General features: G+C 61.5%; 20 protein-coding genes. 3 read left to right on the top strand and 17 right to left on the bottom strand.

Going from position 1 to position 22,103, the window contains the following annotated elements; genetic code table 11:
* Positions 1 to 72 precede the first annotated feature (72 nt).
* Entirely contained in the window at positions 73 to 1,323 is a 1,251-nt protein-coding gene (locus ACIPQ1_RS02710) for an MFS transporter (RefSeq protein ID WP_446533541.1), read from the bottom strand.
* A 102-nt stretch (positions 1,324 to 1,425) separates the two neighbouring features.
* Here ACIPQ1_RS02710 and ACIPQ1_RS02705 point away from each other — a divergent pair, with 102 nt between their 5' ends.
* A complete protein-coding gene (locus ACIPQ1_RS02705) occupies positions 1,426 to 2,406 on the top strand; it encodes a cupin domain-containing protein (protein WP_446533540.1) in 981 nt (326 codons plus the stop codon).
* Between the two features lie 172 nt (positions 2,407 to 2,578).
* The gene (locus ACIPQ1_RS02700) at positions 2,579 to 2,983 is read left to right on the top strand and encodes a hypothetical protein (RefSeq protein ID WP_446533539.1); all 405 of its coding nucleotides are present in this window, start codon (positions 2,579 to 2,581) and stop codon (positions 2,981 to 2,983) included.
* Positions 2,984 to 3,071: 88 nt separating this feature from the next.
* Here the strand turns inward: ACIPQ1_RS02700 and ACIPQ1_RS02695 are convergent, their stop codons facing one another.
* A complete protein-coding gene (locus ACIPQ1_RS02695; protein WP_446533606.1) occupies positions 3,072 to 3,848 on the bottom strand; it encodes an EAL domain-containing protein in 777 nt (258 codons plus the stop codon).
* 280 nt (positions 3,849 to 4,128) lie between these two features.
* On the opposite strand from ACIPQ1_RS02695, the gene ACIPQ1_RS02690 reads away from it, so the two are divergent.
* Positions 4,129 to 4,863, top strand: a complete 735-nt coding sequence (locus tag ACIPQ1_RS02690) for an EthD domain-containing protein (protein ID WP_446533538.1) — start codon at positions 4,129 to 4,131, stop codon at positions 4,861 to 4,863.
* 43 nt (positions 4,864 to 4,906) lie between these two features.
* On the opposite strand, the gene ACIPQ1_RS02685 is transcribed toward ACIPQ1_RS02690, so the two are convergent.
* The 15 genes from ACIPQ1_RS02685 to ACIPQ1_RS02615 all read right to left on the bottom strand — a co-directional run bounded on the left by ACIPQ1_RS02685 (position 4,907) and on the right by ACIPQ1_RS02615 (position 22,099).
* Positions 4,907 to 6,040: an FAD-dependent oxidoreductase gene (locus tag ACIPQ1_RS02685; RefSeq protein WP_446533537.1), complete on the bottom strand. Its 1,134-nt coding sequence runs from the start codon at positions 6,038 to 6,040 to the stop codon at positions 4,907 to 4,909.
* 373 nt (positions 6,041 to 6,413) lie between these two features.
* Positions 6,414 to 7,883: an NAD-dependent succinate-semialdehyde dehydrogenase gene (locus ACIPQ1_RS02680; RefSeq protein ID WP_446533536.1), complete on the bottom strand. Its 1,470-nt coding sequence runs from the start codon at positions 7,881 to 7,883 to the stop codon at positions 6,414 to 6,416.
* Between the two features lie 16 nt (positions 7,884 to 7,899).
* A complete protein-coding gene (locus ACIPQ1_RS02675; protein WP_446533535.1) occupies positions 7,900 to 8,916 on the bottom strand; it encodes a dihydrodipicolinate synthase family protein in 1,017 nt (338 codons plus the stop codon).
* A 28-nt stretch (positions 8,917 to 8,944) separates the two neighbouring features.
* A complete protein-coding gene (locus ACIPQ1_RS02670) occupies positions 8,945 to 9,955 on the bottom strand; it encodes an ornithine cyclodeaminase family protein (protein WP_446533534.1) in 1,011 nt (336 codons plus the stop codon).
* 99 nt (positions 9,956 to 10,054) lie between these two features.
* Positions 10,055 to 11,005 (bottom strand): LysR family transcriptional regulator, encoded by a 951-nt coding sequence (locus tag ACIPQ1_RS02665; RefSeq protein ID WP_446533533.1) that lies wholly within the window; start codon positions 11,003 to 11,005, stop codon positions 10,055 to 10,057.
* The gene (locus tag ACIPQ1_RS02660) at positions 11,002 to 11,733 is read right to left on the bottom strand and encodes a FadR/GntR family transcriptional regulator (RefSeq protein ID WP_446533532.1); all 732 of its coding nucleotides are present in this window, start codon (positions 11,731 to 11,733) and stop codon (positions 11,002 to 11,004) included. Before ACIPQ1_RS02660 ends, ACIPQ1_RS02665 begins: the two co-directional genes overlap by 4 nt.
* The gene (locus ACIPQ1_RS02655) at positions 11,730 to 12,515 is read right to left on the bottom strand and encodes a cyclase family protein (RefSeq protein WP_186706222.1); all 786 of its coding nucleotides are present in this window, start codon (positions 12,513 to 12,515) and stop codon (positions 11,730 to 11,732) included. Before ACIPQ1_RS02655 ends, ACIPQ1_RS02660 begins: the two co-directional genes overlap by 4 nt.
* Entirely contained in the window at positions 12,502 to 13,509 is a 1,008-nt protein-coding gene (locus ACIPQ1_RS02650; protein ID WP_446533531.1) for an NAD-dependent epimerase/dehydratase family protein, read from the bottom strand. Before ACIPQ1_RS02650 ends, ACIPQ1_RS02655 begins: the two co-directional genes overlap by 14 nt.
* Positions 13,500 to 14,492 (bottom strand): fumarylacetoacetate hydrolase family protein, encoded by a 993-nt coding sequence (locus ACIPQ1_RS02645; RefSeq protein WP_446533530.1) that lies wholly within the window; start codon positions 14,490 to 14,492, stop codon positions 13,500 to 13,502. The genes ACIPQ1_RS02650 and ACIPQ1_RS02645 overlap by 10 nt, the downstream gene beginning before the upstream one ends.
* Positions 14,489 to 15,061 (bottom strand): cupin domain-containing protein, encoded by a 573-nt coding sequence (locus ACIPQ1_RS02640; protein WP_446533529.1) that lies wholly within the window; start codon positions 15,059 to 15,061, stop codon positions 14,489 to 14,491. The genes ACIPQ1_RS02645 and ACIPQ1_RS02640 overlap by 4 nt, the downstream gene beginning before the upstream one ends.
* Positions 15,062 to 15,124: 63 nt before the next feature.
* Positions 15,125 to 16,078: a PDR/VanB family oxidoreductase gene (locus ACIPQ1_RS02635; protein WP_446533528.1), complete on the bottom strand. Its 954-nt coding sequence runs from the start codon at positions 16,076 to 16,078 to the stop codon at positions 15,125 to 15,127.
* The gene (locus ACIPQ1_RS02630; protein ID WP_446533527.1) at positions 16,078 to 17,121 is read right to left on the bottom strand and encodes a Rieske 2Fe-2S domain-containing protein; all 1,044 of its coding nucleotides are present in this window, start codon (positions 17,119 to 17,121) and stop codon (positions 16,078 to 16,080) included. The genes ACIPQ1_RS02635 and ACIPQ1_RS02630 overlap by 1 nt, the downstream gene beginning before the upstream one ends.
* A complete protein-coding gene (locus ACIPQ1_RS02625; RefSeq protein ID WP_446533526.1) occupies positions 17,118 to 18,191 on the bottom strand; it encodes a Rieske 2Fe-2S domain-containing protein in 1,074 nt (357 codons plus the stop codon). The genes ACIPQ1_RS02630 and ACIPQ1_RS02625 overlap by 4 nt, the downstream gene beginning before the upstream one ends.
* A gap of 48 nt (positions 18,192 to 18,239) precedes the next feature.
* Complete coding sequence (locus tag ACIPQ1_RS02620) at positions 18,240 to 19,442, bottom strand: MFS transporter (protein WP_434575710.1); 1,203 nt, start codon at positions 19,440 to 19,442, stop codon at positions 18,240 to 18,242.
* Positions 19,443 to 19,567: 125 nt separating this feature from the next.
* On the bottom strand, positions 19,568 to 22,099 hold the full coding sequence (locus tag ACIPQ1_RS02615) for an efflux RND transporter permease subunit (RefSeq protein WP_446533525.1): 2,532 nt from the start codon (positions 22,097 to 22,099) through the stop codon (positions 19,568 to 19,570).
* Between the last annotated feature and the right edge of the window lie 4 nt (positions 22,100 to 22,103).

Raw genomic sequence — 22,103 nt, 5'->3', positions numbered from 1 at the left:
ACGGATTTCTTGGATAACTAGGTCGCCGTTATCACACCGCTTCTCAGAAATCGGCGTGGCTGAGAAGCAGGATCAGAGGTGCAGCGCGGGCCTGGCCTGGGCATTGCCATGGGCAGAAGGAACCCGGACCCGCAACGCAATCAGCAACGCGGCCAACAGCATCAGTACAGCCGCCGCCACGAATACGCCGACGCTGCCGCCGAGGCTGAACATCGCACCGCCAGCAGCGGCGCCTGTTGCGATGGCCGACTGTACAGATGCCACCACCATGCCACCGGCGCTTTCCGCCTGATCGGGTACCGCGCTGGCGACCCAGTTCGACCATGCCACCGGCACACCACCAAAGGCCAAGCCCCAGATCGCCAACAGCACCGCCTGCCCCGGCACCGAGGCCGGCAACAGAACCAGCGCCAGTGCTGCAACGCCCACCAACGTCGGCATCAACACCAGGGTGGCCAGCGGGCGGCGCTCAAGCAGCCATCCGGTTAACAACGTGCCGCCAAAGTTCGCCACACCGAAACCCAGCAGCATCAGCGACAACCCTTGGGGGCCGATGCCAGTGGTCCCTTCGAGGAACGGCCGGACATAGGTGAACATCGCGAAGTGGCCGCTGTGCACCAGCACACAACCGAACATGCCCATGGCGATGCCCGGGCGCTGCAGCACTTGCAGTACAGTGCGCAGGCGTGCCGGCCGGCGCGGCGCAAGGCGTGGCAGCGTGAACGACTGGAAAGCCAGGGTCACCACGCCGACTGCCGCCGCTGCAAAGAACGCGCTACGCCAGCCATATAGCCCGCCCAGGTAGCTGCCCAATGGGACCGCAACCACCGTCCCGACGGCAATGCCGCTGAAAATGATCGAGAGCGCCCGGGGCAACAAAGCACCCGGCACCAAGCGCATCGCCACCGCTGCCGCCATGCTCCAGAACCCGCCAAGGGCGATACCCAGCAAGATACGCATGACCAGCAGCACCGCGAGACTGGAGGAAACGGCGACCAGCAGATTGGAGGCGATCATCAACGTGGAAAAACCCAGCAGCACCCAGCGGCGGTCGATACTGCGGGTAAGGCCTGGCACCAGCAGGCCAGCGAACAGTGCGACCACGGCAGTGACCGTTACCGCCTGGCCAGCCAACGCTTCGGACACCCCCAGGTCGGTCGCCATGGGCGTCAACAGGCTGGCCGGAAGGTACTCGGCGGTCAGCAATCCAAACACGCCCATTGCCAACGAAAATACGGCCATCCATGCGGGTGTCGCAGGTTCAACATCCACCCCGGCGCCGAGATGGCTGTCGGATACGGCATTACAAACACAGTCAGTCATTGCTCGGGTCTCCCAATTCTCATTGCGAGTCGCAGTCTAGGCGTGCAAATCTGGATGATCTATGATCAAGAACCTCTATTTTTTGACTGAAACACCTGAATAATGCCTACCGATCAGTTTGCCCTTTCCTCGGAACTCATCAATGAGCTGTTGCGCGGCATGCGCCTGCGTGGCGTCGAATACCGGCGTATTCAAGCCGGTCCAACCTTCGGCCTGGGCTTCGCTGCCAAACCCGGGCATGCCTGGTTCCACTTCCTGGCGGTCGGCAATGCGGTGCTGCGGATGGAAGACGGGGCAACCTATGCGCTGTCTGCTGGAAACGCCGTATTCATCTCCCAGGGTGCGGCCCATCAATTGCTTTCCCATACGGACGTTCCTGTCCAGGACATCGACCGTCTGGACGGCGCCCCCCTCGGCGATACCGTGAGCGCGGTGGACGCGGGAGCCGATGCCAGCCCCACGCCGACCACCGTTTTGTTCAGTGGCTGCATGGAATTTGAACTGGGCAGCATCCATGGCCTTGGCAGGCTAATGCCGGGCCTGATGCTGATCGATGCCGGCGGCCAGCGTTACCCCGGGCTGGTGCCTATCCTGACCACCATGGAACGCGAGGTCAGCGCCGCACGTATCGGCTTCGCGGGCATACTTGCGCGATTGGCCGACGTGGTGGCCGCCATGGTCGTTCGCGGTTGGGTGGAGTGCGCCTGCGGTAATGCCTCTGGCCTGGTCGCCGCATTGCGCGATCCACGCTTGGCCAATGCACTCCTCGCGCTCCATCAACAACCGGGGCGCGACTGGACCGTTGCGCAGCTGGCGGAGCAATGCAATACCTCTCGCTCAGTCTTCGCTGACCGTTTCCAGATGACGATTGGCATGGCCCCGTTGCGCTACGTGACCGAGCTGCGAATGCGGCTGGCGAGCCAGTGGCTGACGCTCGAAAGGCTGCCGATTGAAGAGGTGGCGCAGCGCTTGGGCTATACCTCCCAGGCCGCTTTCAGTCGCGCATTCAAGCGCATTACGGGCAAGACGCCTGGATTGAGTCGTCAGTCGAGGCAGTCCGCTGTTTCCCCGCATCGGAACTAAGGGTGTGAGTGGTATTACATCCCTCAGCGCCTTTGGTAGTAGGCGCTATCGTACCATTGACGCTGTTGTTCAGCCCTCGCAATACTTCCCGCCGCAAAACCAGCCAGTCACAACAACAATAAAAATTACTGCAGGGGTGCCTAGATGCACCCATAAAACAAGGAGTTGTTAAATGCTTGGTTACTATGCGCCATACAGCAAGGAATACATCACCACCCTGATGATCGTGACCACGCTGTTCTTTGCCTTACCCATCTTCCTCGCCCCGCTCCAATGGGCCCGGCTCATGCGCTGGACCGTCCCCGAACACGAACACCTGGCTATCTATTTCGGCCGTTGCCTCGGCGCGTTCATTCTAGTTGTTGAAATAGCAATGTTGCGTTCGGCCACCACCGGTACCAGTTTCAGTTATGCCTTCGATATTCTTTTCGTGGTCTTCACACTGATGTTTTTCGTGCATGTCTACGGCGCAATCAAAAAGATCCAGCCTATTACCGAAACACTGGAAATCGGTTTCTGGATGATCCTCTTCGTACTCAACATTGTGTTCTACCCCGCCACCAGTATCACGCTGTAAAGCTTCTTCGGACCGCGGCCGGAGGGTGCTTTCGATTCAACTGCAACGAGCGACTCAAGAATGCTGGCCGCTGGAGGGCTTTGACACATCAACCCAAGTCAAAGCATCCCGCCGGCAGATGACCGACCTCGGGTCTTGCATACAAATATCCCTGCATCAGCTCGATCCCCATGCTTAGAAGCGTCGAGCTTTCTTCACGGGTCTCGACACCTTCGGCGATGACCAGGATATCCAAGCGCCTGGCGACCAGGATGATGCCTTCGACGATCGCTTGCTTGGCCAAGTCTCGATCAATGCTTCGGGTCAGTGCCATGTCAATCTTCAGCACCTGCGGCTGGAACATGGCCAGCAGGTTAAGGCCCGAATACCCCGCGCCAAAATCGTCGATGGCAGTAGTGAAACCCTGGCGCTCGTACTCCACGAAAATCGATTTGAGGTGATCAGGGTCGACCACCTTCTCGCCTTCGGTCACTTCGAACATGAGCCTTTCTGGCGGGAAATGGGCCAGGCGCGCCGCTTCCAGGGTAGCCCGGATGCACGTCTCCGGCCGGTATACGGCGTTCGGGAGGAAGTTAATGCTCAGCAAGCAATCGGGAATGTCCAGCAGGCCCAGCCTTGCGGCTTCCTCGATGGCTTTCACCCGACAAGCCTGGTCGAATCGGTAGCGGTTGCTGTCGTTCACGAGCCCCAGGATGTAGCCAGCCGATTCACCATTGACGCCTCTGACCAACGCTTCATAAGCAAACGCAGCGTGTGTCCGGACATTGAAAATAGGCTGGAAGGCCATGGTGAAATCGAACCCCAGCGCCTCATGGTTGCGGCATTCGGCGCAGCCGAGCGATTGGAACGGAGGGCTTTTCGTCATGAGCAATATTCCGTGGCGGTCAAGATACATTCCTGCGGTTACCAGGAACTGTAGCCGACACCACCTGAGTCGGCGCGGGCCGAAGTGTGTGGCGCACTATCGGACTCAAGGCTGCTCAAGCATGTTATTGCACGATACCTACCAGCACGAATACCGATTGGTTCGCGGGATAAACCTGGCCTTATATTTTGGTGTTGGAAAACAACTAGATGAATAACACCCGCGCACATTGCAATTAAGGTCCAAGACCTGTCGCCCTGCCAAAAACGAGAACGCGCTCATGATTAAGATCCTAGCCGCTGTACGCAGAAAACCCGGAATGACGCATGCCGAGTTTCTAAACTATGTAGAGCACACCCACGGAGCAATCGCTAAAGCCAAACCGTTAGGCGTCAAACGGTACGTGCAGAACCATGTCATTGACGCGGCTTTCGGAGTTCACACTGACAGTGCCTACGCACAGTCCTTCCACAAAGACTCCATTACGGAGCTGTTTTTTGAAGACGTGCCGGGTTTGATTCGCACCTTCAGCGATCCCTATGCCCAGCAAACCGTCGGCCCTGATGCAAAGAACTTCGCGGACCTTTCCGAGCAACTCGCTCAATTGATGGATGAAGTGGAGACGGCTAGCACCGCTACAGCGCCTCTTCCATGGAAAGTGATGATCCTGCTGAAGAAGAACCCAGCCATGGCGCTCGATCGTTTTTTCGACGCTTGGGACGCCGCTCACGAGAGCATTACCCGGGAACAGCCCGACTTCCAGAACGCCCTACGCCGGTATGTTCGCTCCCGGTACCTGCCCGAGGGTGACAAGGTGACGGCCTATTTCGGGCCAAACATCGCCGTATACGAAGGCGCCTCTAGCCTGTGGTTTGAAAATGAAGCGGATTTCTCGACCTTTCGGCAATATCAGCGAGCGCTGTTTCAAAAACTTGCCGAGGACGGCGTGGCGCTGACATCGGCGTCTTTTTTCGCTTACGTCAAAGAGGTCGTCATTTTCGATCACTGCTCCTGAAGACCAGCAGCGCGACCCTTCCATTCAGAAGGGCCGCGATCCCTCAAATAGGCTCAGCCAGCGTCGCAGTGGACTCACGCATGATCTGCGCATGCTCTTCCTTGTCCCCACCGCTTTTCTCTATCTCGCACAGGCGCGCGGAGTTCTCGACCACGAGTTGGCAACGCTCCCAGCGCCGCGTTTCGAACCGGCTCAGGGCCGTCTGTAGATTGCTACTGGCGAGCAACTCTTCGGCAAGCACGATGGCGCTCTCAATACCGATACCAGCCCCGGAAGCCAGGTGCGGCGTGGTGGCATGCACCGTGTCGCCGATCAGCACGATACGGCCCTTGTGCCAGGGCAGCGGCACCAACAGATTGGACAGGGGACGATAGTCGATACTGGCGCCCGCCTCGTACAGTTGCGGCACCAGCGTTTGCAGGATCGGGGCTGGAAACTCACTCAGCAGGCGCGCCATTTCGCCCGGCCAACTGGCTGGATCGATCCACTCGGAAAACGCGCGGTTTTCCATGAGGAACATGTACATGTGCGTTTCGGAGATCGGATTGACGCCAACCTTGGTGCGACCCAGCCAATGAGTGGGGCGCACGATTTCCGGCGGACGCTTCAGCACCGCACGCCAGACGCTCTGATGAATGGGTTTTGGCGAGGGTGCTTGCGGGAAAAAGTCCTTCCGCGTGCGCGAATGCACGCCATCAGCAGCGACGACCAGGTCATAGCGTTCAGTGGTCTCGTCGGTGAAAGACACCTCAATGCCATCATCATCCTCGATGATGCTGTCGTAGGTGATGCCCAGGCGCACACGGGTACCCACCTCCCGCGTCCTGTCGGCAAATATCCGAGCCAGTACCGGGCGCAGGATGCCGCCACCACAGGGTATCGGTTTATCGCTGACCGGCGGTCGAAGCGCCAATTGCACGATCAGGTCGCCGGCCGGTGAAAACACATCGAAATTGGTCGACAAATACCCTTCCCCGGCGACCCGTTCCAGAATCCCAACCGTATCAAGCGCTCGCAGCGTGGGCCCACTGAGCGTAATCCCCGCTCCCAAGGGACACCACAACGGATCGATTTCGACGAGGTCCACTTCGATGCCCTGGCGGGCGAGCTGGATAGCCGCGGTCATACCGGAGAACCCTCCTCCGATCACCAGGACCTTGTTGACTGCTGCAATCATCACGCTCTCCTAATTATTCTTATTTCAATCGGGCTGACATTGCATGGCGCACCGACGAGTTCTGCAGCGCTATCGACTCAATGCCACAGGCTCATGAAGTTCCGACTGACAATGCCGGATCAACGTCGAGACTATCGAATTGGCTATCCGCGCTGAAATCGCTTTGCACAATCAGAGGTATCGCAGGAGATGATGGGTGTGGGGGATCAGCCTGTCCGATGGCTGAACACCCACACGGTTTTTGGGTTGGATAGGAGATCCAGGTACACCACCATTTCTCCTGTGGGAGCGAGCTTGCTCGCGATAGCGGTGGCTCAGTTCGCAGTGATGTTGGATGTGCCGACACCTTCGCGAGCAAGCTCGCGCCCATACGTCACACGCTTTCCAAGCCATCCCAGCACAGGTATTTCACCTCAAGGAATTCGTCGATTCCCAGGTGGGATCCCTCTCGCCCGAGTCCGCTCTGCTTCACCCCGCCGAAGGGTGCGACCTCATTTGAAATCAAGCCACAGTTGATGCCCACCATGCCCGATTCGATGCGCGCGGCGTTGCGCCAGATACGCGCCGCGTCACGGCTGAACAGATACGCCGCCAAGCCGAACTCGCTGTCGTTGGCCATGGCAATGGCTTGGTCATCCGTGTCGAAACGCACCAGTGGCATGACCGGACCGAAGATCTCTTCACGAGCGACCCGCATCCCATGGGTCACATCGGCCAACAAGGTGGGCTCGAAGAAACAGCCGCCCAGCGCATGGGGCTTGCCGCCGGACAGCAGTCGGGCACCCTGCGCCAGTGCATCATCGACAAGGGCCTGGGATTTTCCTACCGCCGCCTCATCAATCAACGGCCCGACCTGGACACCCGGCTCCAGGCCATTGCCGACCTTCAAGCGTGCCATGCGCTCGACGATGCGCTCCGCCAATGCGTCATAGACCCCTGACTGCACCAGCACCCGGTTCGCGCCGATACAGGACTGCCCACCGTTGCGAAACTTGGCCAACATCACCCCGTCAGCGGCTGCATCCAGATCAGCATCGTCGAAGACAATGAACGGGGCGTTGCCGCCCAGTTCCATGGAGCATTTCTTGACCGTCTGTGCCGCTTGCGCCAGCAGCAGCCGGCCCACTTCGGTGGAGCCGGTGAAGGTGAGTTTGCGCACCCACGGGTTGGCCATGAGTTCACCGGCAATGTCGCGAGTGTCATTACCCGTTATCACACTGAAAACGCCTGCTGGCACACCCGCCCGCTGAGCGAGTTCGGCGAGTGCCAGGGCGGTCAGGGGCGTCTGGCTGGCCGGCTTCACGACCATGGTGCAACCGGCCGCGAGGGCCGGGGCGGCCTTGCGTGTAATCATCGCAGCGGGGAAATTCCAGGGCGTGATCGCGGCGCAGACGCCGATGGGTTCGCGCAGGACCACAATGCGCTGAGTGTCCTTCACCCCCGGAATCAGATCACCACGCACCCGTGTGGCTTCCTCGCCAAACCAGCGCACAAAAGACGCCGCGTAATCGACTTCACCCCGCGCCTCCTCCAGGGGCTTGCCCTCCTCCAGGGTAATCAGCGTGGCAATGTCCTCGCGATGTTCGACCATCAACTCATACCAGCGGCGCAACACCTCGCCACGGCGTTTGGCCGTCAGGCGACGCCATGGGCCAAAGGCCTCGTGCGCCGCGTCGATGGCGTGCCGGACTTCAGCTTCGCGACAGCGCGGCAACTCGGCCAGCACCGTTTGATCCACCGGATTACGCAGCGTGTAGTGACCGTGCGGCGTCTCGGCCAGCCACTCACCGGCGATATAGGCACCGTCGCGCCACAGCGTAGGATCCTTGAGTAAATGCTTCATTGTGCAACCCTCCCGATCAGCACGGATGACGCCCGATCATGAAGGCGCTGTCAGGATCCGAAGTCACTGGCAGCCCCGACGCGACCAAGCCTTGGCGCAGCGACTTCATGAAACGATCCGGCACGCGCATCGCCGGGGCACGCAGTGGTCCGCCGTTGAAGCCGGCGAGCCAGTCCTGGTATTTCCACATCGTGCGATTGAGCACACCGGTGCCGCCGGCATAGCTTTGCGCGGCGGCGCCGTTGGCACTGCGGGCCGGATTGACCTTCCAGTACAGTTCCATCGCCTCTTCAAATCGGCCCGTGCGGGCCAGTTCGAACGCTTTCGGGTAGTAGTCACTCATCCAGGCGGTGTTGCTGGTGCCGGAAAATTGCAGTTTCATCAGGCTCATCAACGGGATTGCGTCGCCTTCGATCGGGCAACTGATCACCACCTGATCGCGGAAATGGTGATACATCTCACAAATGCCCGCTGGCAGCGGGAACCCTTGCTCGGACTTGATGGCCGCGATATTCGGGCAATCGGCCAACAGCCGACGAACCAACTCCAACGACATCCCCGCTGGATTCACGCGCTCGAAGCCCCATAGCGGGATCGGGAAGAGCATGACGGCAAGGTCCGTGGCATCGCAGAACGACTTGGTGTAGTCGTAGATTTCCTGCTCGCTGGTCGGCCAGAACTGCGGCGGATAGGAGAGCAGGACGATGTCTGCGCCGGCATTCTCGGCAAGCTTCACCGCCTCGATGTTCTCGGCAAGCGTGCCAAAAGCCGCGTGGAAGAACAGGAGCAGGTTTTTCCCCGACTCACGGGCCCAGGCGGTGAACTGGGCGTTCTCCTGGGGAGAGATCGCCAGTTCGCTGCACAGCAACGTGGCGCTGTAGCCCAGGCCGACCGTATGTTCAATGTCGTGGCGAATGCCACGTTCGTTGAGTCGCTTCAGATCGACGCTGAAACTTGGAATGGTGACCGCCGAGCAGCCCACCAGGTTTTCCCGCGCCCAGGCACGGGCATCTGCTTTCTTGTATGTGGCCATGATGATTTTCCTTCGAACAGTGGAGGGGTTATTTCGAGACAGGAACAATGCTGGCGGGCAATTCGATGCCGAGGCCTTGTTGCCGGGCGCGCTCGTACAGGGCTTGGGCGATGACGACGTCCTGCAGCGCCGAACCAACAGACTTGTAGAGAACGATGTCGCTTTCGTTTTGCCGTGGGGTGACACGACCCGCGACGAGGTCCGACAGCGCGACCAATTTGTCGGCGACATACACGCCGGCACTGATCGCCGCAATGGCATCGCCGGTATCGTGGAGCACCTCTTGCGGCATATCGGCGACGATGCAGACGGCTCGTTCCATCGTGACCGGGTCAACTTCCCGTTGCTCAGGCAAGGTGGAACCCAACGACACGACCGTAGTGCCGGGGCAAAGCCACGCGCCTTGCAACACTGGCGACTCGTCACGGCTGCGGGCGGCACAAATCACCACATCACAATCCTGCACGGCCTCTTGCGCGCTGTTCACCGCTTGGATATCCAGCCCAGGCCTGAAGCTTTCGGCAAAGCGCTCGCGGCTCGCGGGCGTTGGGCTGAACACCCGCACTTGAGTCACATCGCGCACGGACTTCAGGCAGTCCAACGCGCCACGGGCCTCGAACCCCGAGCCAATCACACCCACCCGCAGCCCGTGCTTGGGCGCCAGCAAATCGACCGCCAGCGCAGCGGTTGCCGCCGTGCGCAAACCCGTGACCCGATTGCCGTCGATCAGGGCAGTGAGCGCCATGGTTTGCTGATTGAACAACGCGATCAGGTAGCTGGCACAGCGCGCCCGCATGGAGGCCGCGATCAACTTGCAGCCCATGTGGCCGCCAGTGGGTGGGACAGCGGTCAGGCTGCGCAGCCAGATGCCATCGCCCCGCGCCATGGAGCGAGGCGGCACCATGGCATCCGATGCAGGGCGTGCATACGCCTCGGCGAGCGCGGCGACGGCGGTGCTCCAGTCGGCGAGCGAGGCTACATCGGCGTCACTGAGAAAAAGCGTCGGGGCAATGACTTGGAGTTCTTGGACGTGATGCATGGCGCAAACCTCGCAATCGGGGATCAGTCGTTGGTTGACTGACACCCTACGAGGCGCGCCCCCCACCGAATACTGCTGGGGATGCAAAGCAGCTATCGCTTAAATCGATGGCATGGACAGATTGCAAATCAGCCGTCGCACTTCACGGGAAGCACGGGTCAAGGGGCGCCGTGGCGATTCGACCAGCACGACAAAGCGCTCCAACACAGGCTCGATAATGCGCGATGAAACCAGCCGTTGATCCAGCGAGCCCGGCAGCACAGAGGCAATCGCATAGCCTCCGCCTGCCGCGACGACTTCGTACTGGAGCTGGACCGAGTCGGCTTCCGCGGCCACGCACAGTTCCACGCCTTGCTCCGCAGCCAAATGATCGAGCCTGGCCCTCAGCAGATGCGGTCGCCCTGGTACGACCAATGGCAGCCCCGATAGATTTTCCAGCGCAATATCTCGATTTCCGAACAGAGGATCGGCGGCGGGTCCTACCAGGTGCAGCGGTAGCCTGGCCAGCAGATGGGCTTGGCCGATGCTGGCCTCGCTCTCGCGCAGCACCAGCGCCATATCCAGACGACCATCGTGCAACTGCTCTTCGAGTTGAGCGCTCGCGCCCTCGATCAGGTGCAATCTCACACCGGGCATCTGGGCACGCACCGCCGCAAAAAGCGTCCCCGCAAACCGACGCACCGCGGAGGGCAACATGCCCACGACCACCTCCCCCACTGGTTTGCCACGCAGGTTGCGAATGTCATCGGCGAGGCTTTCGGCGTTCGCCAGAAGATCCGATATACAGGGCAGCAACTGCTCGCCAAACTCGGTCAGCACCACCCCGCGCCCGGTGCGATGGAACAGGCGCTCGCCACATTGCGATTCGAGCAAGGCAATATTGCGACTCACCATGGACTGCGGCATGTCCAGCAGCACGGCTGCTTTGCTGAGACTGCCAGCCGCCACGACACGGACGAACAAGGTCCAGCGAGGATCGATGATGGTGAGCGCCATGGCGGGCGGCTGCGTGGCCGTGTCCGGCACCGGGTAGCTCTGCTTATCCGTCATGTCATCAACGCTTGGCGGGCCTGGTCCAAGTACTCGCGACTGTCCTGAAGGTGCAGGCGCATCGCAGCACGCGCACACTCAGCGTCCTGATTGAAGATCGCCTGGAAAATCTGCTCGTGCTCGCTTTGCATGCGCTGTTCGTAGTGCAGCGGCTCATCGTGAAACAAGCGCGCGGAATCCAGACGACTGCGAGGGATGATGACCTCGCCCAGGTTGAGCAGCGTGTCGGCGATGTAGTGATTGCCGGTCGCCTGGGCAATGCCCAAATGGAACTGGAAATCCAGCGCGGCCCGATCATTGACGCTGACTGCAGGCTGGCCGAGCTGATCGAGCAGCGCCCGCAACCCCGCCAATTGATCCGGGCTACGTCGCTGGGCGGCGAGCCCGGCGGCTTCCACCTCAAGACCGATCCGAAACTCCATGATCGCCAGCGAGTCAGTGATGATGCCGAGGGTAGCCGGGTCGATGAAGGCCCCCAGCGATAGAGTGCTGCCGCGCACAAACGTGCCGATACCGTGGCGTGTCTCAACAATTCCAGCGGCCTGTAGACGCGACATGGCCTCGCGCACCACGGTCCTGCTGACCCCATGCGTCAGCATGAGGGCCGACTCGGTGGGCAACTGTTCACCGCCACGCAGCCGTCCCTCGACAATGTGCTCCGACAGCAGCGCCTCAAGCCCCTGGGACAGGCTGCCACGCTTTTTCCCGCCGGCCGCCGACACGCTCATTCCTCGAAAATCGCTACGGCGCGGACGAAACCGGCCGAAGCGTGCCTGATCTTGTAGGGAAAGCAGGACACCTGGAATCCATGGGCCGGCAAGCATTCCAGGTTGGCCAGTTTTTCCATCTGGCCGTAGCCGATGTCGCGTCCGGCCTTGTGCCCTTCCCAGATGATCGAGGCATCGCCCGTGGCGGCGAAGCGTTCGCGTGTGTACTTGAACGGCGCATCCCAGCTCCAGGCATCGGTGCCGACCACGCGCACGCCGCGCTCCAACAAGTACAACGTGGCCTCACGGCCGATGCCGACCCCGGCGTCCAGGTACCCTGGCTGGCCGAACAGCGCGCCGGCACGGGTGTTGACCAGGACAATGTCCAGCGGCCGTAGAACATGGCCAATACGTTCCAGCTCGGCTTGCACTTGGGCGGCGTTGACCACATGGCCATCCGGTAAATGACGAAAGTCCAGCTTCACGCCCGGTTGCAAGCACCAATCCAGCGGCAGCTCATCGATGCCGAAAGCCGGCTTGCCGCCGTCCGTGGTCGAGGCGTAGTGCCAAGGGGCGTCCATGTGCGTACCGCTGTGCGTGGTGATCTGCAGGCGCTCGGCCGCCCAGGACTCATCGCCAGGCAGTTGCGCCTTGGACAGGCCAGGAAACATCGCGGCCATCTCCGGCCAACCTTGCTGATGGTCCATGTAGTCGATTCTCGGCAACAACGGCGGTGGATCGGTGTAGGGGTTGTTGTCCAGGGTCACGGACAGGTCCACCAGGCGGCGTTTAGTTGATTGCATTTTCACTCACTCCAAGTCCCACCCGCCCACGCGCACGACGCGTCGGGGTGGCAGCGTTCAAACTGTTACGTATCAAGGCGCCAGCCGAGCCGTCGTGGCGAAAGCCAAGGGCGCGGGCCAGAGGGGTTTTCATTGCGGGGAAGTTGCCGAACAACGCTTGCAGTCCAGCGTCCGGTGCGAAGCTGATCAGCCCGCGGCGTTCCTGGCCGTAGGCGGCGGCCAGGGCATCGATGACCTGGGCAATGGACAGGTGCAACAGCGGTAATTGCCAGACACGTGACTCGCCAAGCTCAACGGCGGGCAGTTCGGCGGCCCGCAGCAGGTTATCCACGCAACACCGCTGGGACATCCACCACGCCTGCGCCTGGGGTGAAACCGGGCAGCAATACGGCTCGCCTTGGGCAAAGGCGTGCAGCAGGTCGCTCATGAACGCCGAGCGCAGGCCGTTGGGTTCACGTGGACGGGCGACAATGCCGGGCAGGCGCACGGCCCGACCGTCGACCTCGCCCCGTCGGGCAAGGTCGTTGATCGCCATTTCCACCATCGCCTTGTGCGCCCCGTAACTCAACTGCGGGTGCGGCACGGCGCGCTCATCCATGCGGGCCGGCAGGTCGCCGCCGTACACCGCCACGCTGCTGGCATACACCAGCACCGGCACGCCAGGCTGTTGGCGCAACTGGTCAAGCAACTCCAGGCTTGCCAACAGGTTGATCTGATAGCCCAGTGAATAATGCTGCTCGGCCGCACCACCTGGAATGCTGACCAAGTGAAAAACCACATCGATGCCATCGGCCAAGGCGCGGCGCAATAGCGCGGCGTCGGTGACACTGCCGCAATGCTGGCGCAGGCGTTTATCTTCAGCAAACCCCACCAATTCCTTGTCCAGCAAGATCAACGCGCTGATCGACCGGCCGCGCAACTCATTGGTCTGGAGCAATCGTTTCACCAGCGCCCGGCCAACAAAACCATTGGCTCCGGTAATCATCACGCGCATGGGAGGCCTCCGGGCACGACACACTGGTCTATCGCCCCGAACACCGACTGCCCTTGCAGATCGAAGACCTCCATGCGCACGCGGTCGCCAAAGCGCATGAAGGACGTCCGTGGCGCACCGTGCTCAATCATCTCAACGGCACGACGTTCAGCAATACAGGCCGCGCCAACGCTGGGGTCGGCGTTGGAAACCGTGCCGGAACCGATCACGCAACCAGCCCTGAGACGCCGGGTCAGCGCTGCGTGGGCGATCAATTGATGAAAGCCGAAATGCATGGCACCACCGTGTGCATGACCGAACCACTGGCCGTTCCACTCGACCCTCAGCGGCAGGTGCACCCGCCCGTCGCGCCAGCCTTCGCCCAACTCGTCGGGGGTGATTGCCACCGGGGCGAAACTTGACGAGGATTTGGCCTGGATAAACCCGAAGCCCGTCTTCATCTCTCGGGGTGCAAGTGCGCGCAAGCTGACGTCGTTGACTTGCACAATGAGCCGAATATGGTCGATGGCGTCTTGTGCCGAGCAACCCATGGGAACCTCATCGACCACCACGGCGAATTCACCTTCGAAGTCGATGCCATGGGTTTCACTGGGCAGCACGATGTCATCGCGAGCACCGAGGAAGTCATCGCCGCAGCCCTGGTACATCAGCGGCGTGTGCTCGACACCTTCAATCGGGTCCAGCGAAAACGCTTTCTGCATCCGCTCGCCATGGCTGAGAAACGATGACGCATCCAGCCACTGCCAGGCACGCGGCAAGGGTGCGGCGGCTTGTTGCGGATCAAAGGCGAAGGCCCCGGCCAGCGAGCCTTCGTTCAGGGCGTCATAGCGAGCGCGCAAAGCAGCTTCAACGCTCGGCCAACGCTCGATGGCCTCCTGCAGTGTCCCGACGATGTCACTGGCCTCCACCGCCCAGGCCAGGTCGCGTGACACCACCAGCAGGCGACCGTCACGGCTGTGATCGTTCAGGGTGCTGAGCTTCATGCCGGTTCTCCTTGCTGCTCGGGGGCGAAGCGACCATCGAGCAGCACAAACAGCATGCGCGCCATCTGCTCGGTGCGATTGCTCCAGGCGTGGTTGGTGCCGCGCTGCACGACGATGTCACCGCGCTTGAGATGCACTTCCTCGCCATCGAGCACCAGCCAGACCTCGCCCTCGGTGACCACGCCGTAGTCCAGCGTTTCGGTGCGATGCATCAGTTTGTGCTTGGAGTCCGCCTGCCCTGTGCCGGCATGAGCCTGGCCAATTTCGGCGAAGGCGGCCGCGGCCTCCTCGGCGCTGACTTGGTTTTGCACGCTGTCGGGCGGGATATCCACCACGCGAATGACGCTGCCCAATGGTGCAGGGCTCAGTTGAAGCGGCTTGTTGGTGGGGTCGTCGCCGTTATCCAGCACGGCCGGGCTGGCACCACTGTTCCAGATCTCATGGAAGACCGTACCGGGCACGGCCTTGAGGGGGAAGCTGTTGGGCGTTGGTCCGCTGAACGCGACCACCGCCTGGCCCTGGGCATCGTGCCCGGTGACCACGCGTTTGAAACCAGGAAGCTGTTGCATGTTCGAGTCCTCAATCAGTTGGCGAAACGCGCCAGCGGGTATCGATGAATTCATGAGAAAACCTTAAAGATCGAGCACCAGCCGCGCGCTCCTCGCGCGCGAGCAGCAAGGCGTGAACTGGTCGTTGCGGGCCCGCTCGGCATCGGTCAGGAACATGTCGCGATGCTCCGGCTCGCCTTCCAGCACGCGTGTGAGGCAGGTGCCGCAGATGCCCTGTTCGCAAGACAACGGGATGTCGATGCCGGCCTCCAGCAGCACCTGGGCGACGCTGAGCGTGGCCGGCACTTGGAAACACTGTCCGGTGCTGGCCAGTTGCACCTCGAAACCGCCCGCCTCGCTGGCCGGCGCAGCGGCGGCGGTAAAGTACTCACGGTGCAGTTGCGCCTCGGCCCAGCCCTGGGCGCGCGCCGTGCCGAGAACGTGTTCCATGAAACCGTTGGGGCCACAGACATACAGGTGACGGTCGGCGGCTGGCCCGGACAGAACCCGACCGGCGTCGAGACGCTGGACCTCCTCGCCATCGTCCATATGAACCTGCACGCAAGCAGCGAATGTCGAACCGCGGATGTACTCGATAAAGGCCATGCGCCCGGCCGAGCGACCGCAATAGTGCAGCTCGAAAGGCGCGCCGATCCGCGCCAGGCGCTCGGCCATGCAGAGGATCGGCGTGATGCCGATACCGCCAGCGAACAGCACGCTGTACCCCGCCCCATGCTCAAGCGGGAACAGGTTGCGTGGCTCGCTGATGCACAGCCGACTACCTTCGTGCACCTGTTCGTGCATGGCCTGCGAACCGCCGCGAGACGCCGGGTCGAGCAACACGCCCAACAGGTAGCGGTGGCGTTCTTCGGGGTGATTGCACAGCGAGTACTGGCGCACCAGGCCATTGGGCAGGTGCACGTCGATATGCGAGCCGGCGCTGAAGGCAGGCAACATGGAATTTTCTGCTGGGGCCAGTTCGAAGCTGTAGATGCCTTCGGCTTCGAGGCGCTTGCCAGTGACGATGACTTCAATCATCACTTGGCACCCGCAGGCTGCTCAGCGGCAATCATGCGATCGAGTACACGCCGCGCGCGAACCGCTCCTGCGTCACCGATCAGCAGGACCGGCTTCAAGTCCCAGAACGATGCAGTGCCCATCATGCGCTGCTGCGCCTCGAGCATTGGCAAGTCTTCATCGGCAAAGGGCCGGCTGATCGCGGCCGCCTGCTCATCAGCGAAACTCTCGGCAAATTCGCCCATCGCCTTGGGGAAACAGACCGAGAACCAGTAGTGAGTCGTGGTCTCGGTCTCTGGAGTGAACAGATGCGGAATCGGTGTGGAAACGCCCTGATCCCTGGGGAGCCCGGTCGCCACGGCGCCGGAAAACAGCAACATATTCGCCGGAGCATCCCAACGCACATCGATCCAACGGTCCACCGGTGTGCCCTGAGGAATGTTCCAGGCGGCGTACAGAAACTCCGGCATGATTTCCGCAACCGTCTGGCGGTTGGACCATACGGTGTTGCCCTCCTCTCGCACGCTGGTCAAGGCGCTCTTGACACCATCGCCACCCAACGTAGACGGATGCAGAAACTCGATATGACTCAGGTCCATGATGTTGTCGGTTTCCAGCACGTAGTTGGCCCGCGCGTGCAGGTAGCGCTTGCCGACATACCAGTGGTCTTCATCCATGCAACTGAAATCCGGAATCAGCGTCGCATCGGCCAGTTGTGCATCGCCCATCCAGATCCACAACAGGCTGTAGCGTTCAACCAGCGGGTAGGCCTTGACCTTTGCCGCCTTGGGAATTGCACCATCGCCGTGGGGGTTATGCACACAGGTGCCACTGCCATCGAATTCCAGGCCGTGGTACGGACAACGCACCGCATCGCCTTTGAGGATTCCCATGCCCAGGGGCGCGAAACGGTGGGGGCAGCGGTCGGCAATGGCTTGGGCGTTACCTTGGATGTCGCGGAAAAAAACCACGGGCTCATTAAGCAAGGTTCGTTGGAACAGCTCCCCGGCCTTGACCTCGGTTCCCCAGGCGGCCGCGTACCAGACGTTGCGTAGAAAGCTCATCGCGATTCCTCTTTTCCATAACTTGATGACGGACTGGCTTGCGCCGCCGTACGCTCGGTTTCGATCAGCCGACGCAGGACACGTCGACAGCGCACGGCCCCTGCATCGACTGGCAGCAACACAGGGCTGAGGCCAAGCAGTTCAACCTCACCAATCTGGCGCTGTTGAGCCTCGACCATGGGTTTGTCTTCGCCGGCGAAAATGCCGATCAACATCTCCTGGACGAAGGCATTCAACTGCGCATTGTCCTGCTCGAAACTGCGCGTGTTGGCAAAGAAATAATGGGTGTTGGCCGCGTCCTGCGGCGTCATCAGATGCAGGTTCCATGTCACTGGTCCCTCGTCCCTGGGACACCCTGGAGGCGTGGCGCCACTGCCGAGCAGCATCAGGCCAGGTGCGTGCCAGATGACTTCGGCCCAGACGTCAGCCCGGCTTGGATCTTCAAGGTGAGCGCCGAACGCCGGTGGAGGCACATCATCCGGCGCCCACCAACTGATGCGTACGCGATCGTTGGGCAGCTCCTCGATGGTGGCGCGGGTGCGTGACAGCGCCCCACCGCCGAGCGTATCGGGGTGCAGGAAATCAACGTGGCTCAGGTCCATGATGTTGTCGGATAGCAGTTCGTAGTGCGCGCGCGTAGGCAAATACCCATGCCCCTTGGCGTGGGTTGGCGCCTCGTCGAGGAAGGAAAAATCAGGAATCAGCCCATCGTTGGCCAGGCTTGAATCGCCCGGCCAGACCCAGATCGCCCCATGGCGCTCAGCGACCGCGAACGCGCGAACACAGGCGGCCTTGGGGATGCTCCCATCGCCATGGGGATTGTGTGTACATTGGCCGCTGCCATCGAAACGCAAGCCGTGGTACGGGCACTGGACGCTGTCGTCGACAATCTTGCCCATGTGCAGCGGGGCAAAACGGTGCGGGCAACGATCGGCGAGCGCCTGGATGACACCCTGGCTATTGCGAAAGAACACGATCGGTTGCTCGACGATGGTTCTGCCAAGCATGCCACCTTGCGCCAGCTCGTCCGCCCACCCAGCGATGTACCAGGTGTTGAGCAAATAACTCATGGTGTTCTCCTCATTGTTTTTATTGTTATGAAACGTCGAATGGGCAAGTCAGTGCTCAGGGTCTGCGGTAACCGCAGTGGGAAAAGCAGCCCCGCTGACCCGCAACCGAAGACAGGCCAGGGCCACTACGAGTTGAACGCCCGCGACAATTCCCAGTGCAGCGGGCAAGGCACCGATTACCCCACCGGTGATCGCCAGCACCACCAGCGGGCTGGCGAACTCACCGGCAAAGAACATCGCCGTGAAACCGCCGGCGGCGCGGCCGCGCTGCTGGAAATCGACCTGGGCCATGATCCAGGTGAGCAAGGTCGGCATCATCAGGCCGATGCCCAGTCCGTTGATCAGGACGGCGATCACCACCAGCCCGTGACTGTTGGCTACCGCCAGCAGCCCGCCACCCATCCCGGCCGCGACGAAGGCCAGGAGCATCTGCCGGTGCGCCGGCACACCGCTGAACAGACGAAAACTCAGGGCGCCGACCAGCACGCCGAATTGACTGGCGCCCATGGTCAAGCCGATCTGTTGCGAGCCTTCGACGTGCAGCAAGTTGAGCAGATAACCCACTTGTACCGGCACGATGAACAGGCTCAAGCCCGCCAGGAAAGACAAGCCATACAACGGTGCCAAGGTGCGCCAGGGGAAGGCCCCGCTCATCGGCTTCTTCTCGATGGCCGCATGCCCACGCGGCTCCCAGAGCAACCAAGCCATCAGCGGCAAAAACACCAGCCCCAACCCATACAGGGCAAACGGGGTACGCCAGCCGTGCTCGCCGAGCACGCCACCGACGGCAATGAAGATCGCCGCCGACAACGACGTCGCGACCATTTGCAGGGCGAACATGCGTTCACGTCGTGCGCCGCTGTAGTAGTCACCCATCATCGTGGTGCAGCAGGTCATGATCGCCGCCTCGGCCACGCCGATGCCGGCGCGGCTGACGACGATCGCCTGCAACGAATCCAGCCAGAACGGCAGCACGCCACAGACGGTGTAGAGGCACATCGCACCGATCAGCAACGGCTTGCGCCCGAGTCGGTCGGCGATGATTCCGGCGAAGGGTGCCAACAGGGCAATCATCAGCGCCGGTAGCGTCAGGGCGATGGGAACCAGCACCGCGACGCCCGGTGTGCCGGCGAAGTGTTCCTGCATGCGCGGCAGGATGGGGGCCAGCAGCACCGCACCGAGCACCGGCAGGCAACTGCCAAGCAAGAGCAACAGGGACTGCGGCAGCCGCGCCTGGCGTTCAACGTTCATCGCGCACCTCCGCAGGTTGCGCCGCGCAAAATGCCATGCCGAAGGCGCTCAGGCCGGCGGTGAGGTCAAGCCATAGAGACTGCTGGAACAGATGCACACGAGACATGGGAAGTCCTTTCTTGTTGTTATGACGCGACGGGATGAGCGGCCGCCGTTGCCGTCTGACCGAGCCCCGGAGCCAGGCGCAGCGAATGTTTCACGCAGGCCCCCTCTTCGATTAAGGCAGGCGTCAGCGCCAAGCTGGTCGGATGGCTGGGTTCGGCCTCGGCCTGTCCCGCGCTTACACGCTTGCTCGGCAACAGGAAGTGCGCCAGGGCCGGCAACAGGACCAGCGCACCGACCATGTTCCAGACGAACATGAACGCCAGCAGCACGCCCATATCGGCCTGGAACTTGATCGGCGAAAACATCCAGGTGGCGACGCCGATCGCCAGGGTCACACCGGTCAGCATCACCACCTTGCCGGTGGACAGCAGCGCCCGGTAATACGACTCCGACAGGCTGGTGCCCTGGCGCATGTGACCGAGCAGGATGCTCATCACGTACAGCGCATAGTCGACGCCGATGCCCACGCCGAGGGCGATCACCGGCAGGGTCGCGACCTTGACGCCGATATTCAGCCAGACCATCAGCGCTTCACAGAGGATCGAGGTGAGCATCAGCGGAATCACCGCGCACACCGTGGCGCGCCAGGAGCGGAAGGTGATCAGGCAGAGCAGGATCACCGCACCGTAGACCCAGAACAGCATTTCCCGATTGGCCTGCTTGACTACGATATTGGTTGCGGCCTCGATCCCGGCATTGCCCGCCGCCAGCAGAAACTGGACCTCGTCGGTATTGTTCGCGGCGGCAAATTGTTCGACGTGATCCACCAGGCCGCTGAGGGTTTGCGCCTTGTGGTCGGAAAGGTAGGTGTACAGGGTCAGCAGGCTGCAGTCTTCGTTGTACAACCCACGCGGCGCGCCGGCGGTGACCATGTTGAGCATCGCCTGGTTGTTCTGCAGCTCGTACCACTTCGGGCTGCCTTCGCTCAGGCCCACCAGCATCCGGCGATTGAGCAAGGCCAGTGAATTGGTCGAATCAACCCCTGGCAAGGTGCGCAACTGCCAGTCGAGGGCATCGACCTTGTTCAGGATGTCATAGCGCGAACAGGCGCTGGCAGGGGTCTTGATCATGACCGCGAACAGATCGCTGCTGGCGCCGTAATGCCGGGTCAGGAATGCATCATCCTGGTTGTAGCGCGAGTCGGCCCGCAGCTCGGGCGCGCCCGCATCCAAGTCACCGACTTTCAATTGCAGGCTGACCACGAAGCCGAGCGTCGCCAGCACTAGGCTCAAAGCGATGCACAACGCCGCCCACCGGCGCTGGGTGAACAGGTCGAGGAAGCGCCAGAACCCATGGCGATGCTGGCCCGCTTGTTCGGCGTGCTCGCTTTTCAGGCTCAGCCGCGCCGCGCGACCGCTGACCCCGACATAGGAAAGCAATATGGGCAGCAGGATCAGATTGGTGAAGATCAGCACGGCCACGCCGATACTGGCGATCATCGCCAGGTCCTGGATCACCTGGATCTTGATGATCATCAGCACCGCGAAACCCACCGCATCACAGAGCAGCGCGGTGAGACCGGCAAGGAACAGGCGGCGGAAGGTAAAGCGTGCGGCGACCACCCGGTGCATGCCGCGCCCGATGTCCTGCATGATGCCGTTCATCTTCTGCGCCCCATGGCTCATGCCAATGGCAAACACCAGGAACGGCACCAGCACCGAATAGGGGTCCAGTTGGTAATTCAGCAGCGGCAGCAAGCCGAGCTGCCAGACCACCGCCACCAATGAGCAGAACACCACCAACAGAGTGCTGCGAATGCAGCGGGTGTACCAATAAAGCACCACCGTGGTGATCAGGATCGCCACGGCGAAGAAAATCAGGATCTGCCGCAGGCCGGCAATCAGGTCACCGACTTTCTTGGCGAAACCGGTGATGCGGATGTCGATGCTGTCGCTCTGGTATTGGCTGCGCACCGACTCCAGCTGTTGCGATAGCCGGGTGTAGTCCAACGGTCGGCCATCGGGGGTGCGCTGCAGCAGCGGTACCTGGATGATGCTCGAAGCCTGGTCGAACGCCACCAACTGACCGATTTCGTTGGACAGCTGCACATTGCGCCGCAATGCCGCCAGGCTCGCAGCGCCGCCATCGTAGTTATCCGGAATGACCGGCCCACCCTCCAGGCCCGCTTCTGTCACCGCCACCCAGCGTGTGGCCGGCGTCCAGAGTGACTTCATGTACGCACGGTCGACACCGGGCAGCAGGTAGATCGTGTCGCTCAATGCCTGCAGCGTCTTGAGGTAAGCGCTGTCGTAGATATCGCCCTGCTTGTTGACCACGGCAATGCGCACCGCATTACCTAGCCCGCTCAACTCCTGCTGGTGCTCAAGGTAGTGGGCGATATAGGGGTGATGGGTGGGGATCATTTTTTCGAAACTGGCATTGAGCTCGACACGACTGGACTGCCAACCCAGCACCAGCGTGGTTGCCAGGCACAGTAGCAACACCCACAGACGATGGTTGAACAATGCACGTTCGAGCACCGAGCCGGAACGCGGATCAAAGTCATCGAACGCATTCGCAGGGGACTGGAAAAACTTACCAGGGGACGTCATAACC

The sequence above is a fragment of the Pseudomonas sp. LARHCG127 genome, from assembly GCF_052871455.1.
This window is presented reverse-complemented; position numbering and strand designations above follow the sequence as displayed.

Coding starts and splice junctions, on each gene's coding strand:
- ACIPQ1_RS02710 (WP_446533541.1), bottom strand. CDS start 1,323: ATGACTGACTGTGTTTGTAATGCCGTATCCGACAGCCATCTCGGCGCC.
- ACIPQ1_RS02705 (WP_446533540.1), top strand. CDS start 1,426: ATGCCTACCGATCAGTTTGCCCTTTCCTCGGAACTCATCAATGAGCTG.
- ACIPQ1_RS02700 (WP_446533539.1), top strand. CDS start 2,579: ATGCTTGGTTACTATGCGCCATACAGCAAGGAATACATCACCACCCTG.
- ACIPQ1_RS02695 (WP_446533606.1), bottom strand. CDS start 3,848: ATGACGAAAAGCCCTCCGTTCCAATCGCTCGGCTGCGCCGAATGCCGC.
- ACIPQ1_RS02690 (WP_446533538.1), top strand. CDS start 4,129: ATGATTAAGATCCTAGCCGCTGTACGCAGAAAACCCGGAATGACGCAT.
- ACIPQ1_RS02685 (WP_446533537.1), bottom strand. CDS start 6,040: ATGATTGCAGCAGTCAACAAGGTCCTGGTGATCGGAGGAGGGTTCTCC.
- ACIPQ1_RS02680 (WP_446533536.1), bottom strand. CDS start 7,883: ATGAAGCATTTACTCAAGGATCCTACGCTGTGGCGCGACGGTGCCTAT.
- ACIPQ1_RS02675 (WP_446533535.1), bottom strand. CDS start 8,916: ATGGCCACATACAAGAAAGCAGATGCCCGTGCCTGGGCGCGGGAAAAC.
- ACIPQ1_RS02670 (WP_446533534.1), bottom strand. CDS start 9,955: ATGCATCACGTCCAAGAACTCCAAGTCATTGCCCCGACGCTTTTTCTC.
- ACIPQ1_RS02665 (WP_446533533.1), bottom strand. CDS start 11,005: ATGACGGATAAGCAGAGCTACCCGGTGCCGGACACGGCCACGCAGCCG.
- ACIPQ1_RS02660 (WP_446533532.1), bottom strand. CDS start 11,733: ATGAGCGTGTCGGCGGCCGGCGGGAAAAAGCGTGGCAGCCTGTCCCAG.
- ACIPQ1_RS02655 (WP_186706222.1), bottom strand. CDS start 12,515: ATGCAATCAACTAAACGCCGCCTGGTGGACCTGTCCGTGACCCTGGAC.
- ACIPQ1_RS02650 (WP_446533531.1), bottom strand. CDS start 13,509: ATGCGCGTGATGATTACCGGAGCCAATGGTTTTGTTGGCCGGGCGCTG.
- ACIPQ1_RS02645 (WP_446533530.1), bottom strand. CDS start 14,492: ATGAAGCTCAGCACCCTGAACGATCACAGCCGTGACGGTCGCCTGCTG.
- ACIPQ1_RS02640 (WP_446533529.1), bottom strand. CDS start 15,061: ATGCAACAGCTTCCTGGTTTCAAACGCGTGGTCACCGGGCACGATGCC.
- ACIPQ1_RS02635 (WP_446533528.1), bottom strand. CDS start 16,078: ATGATTGAAGTCATCGTCACTGGCAAGCGCCTCGAAGCCGAAGGCATC.
- ACIPQ1_RS02630 (WP_446533527.1), bottom strand. CDS start 17,121: ATGAGCTTTCTACGCAACGTCTGGTACGCGGCCGCCTGGGGAACCGAG.
- ACIPQ1_RS02625 (WP_446533526.1), bottom strand. CDS start 18,191: ATGAGTTATTTGCTCAACACCTGGTACATCGCTGGGTGGGCGGACGAG.
- ACIPQ1_RS02620 (WP_434575710.1), bottom strand. CDS start 19,442: ATGAACGTTGAACGCCAGGCGCGGCTGCCGCAGTCCCTGTTGCTCTTG.
- ACIPQ1_RS02615 (WP_446533525.1), bottom strand. CDS start 22,099: ATGACGTCCCCTGGTAAGTTTTTCCAGTCCCCTGCGAATGCGTTCGAT.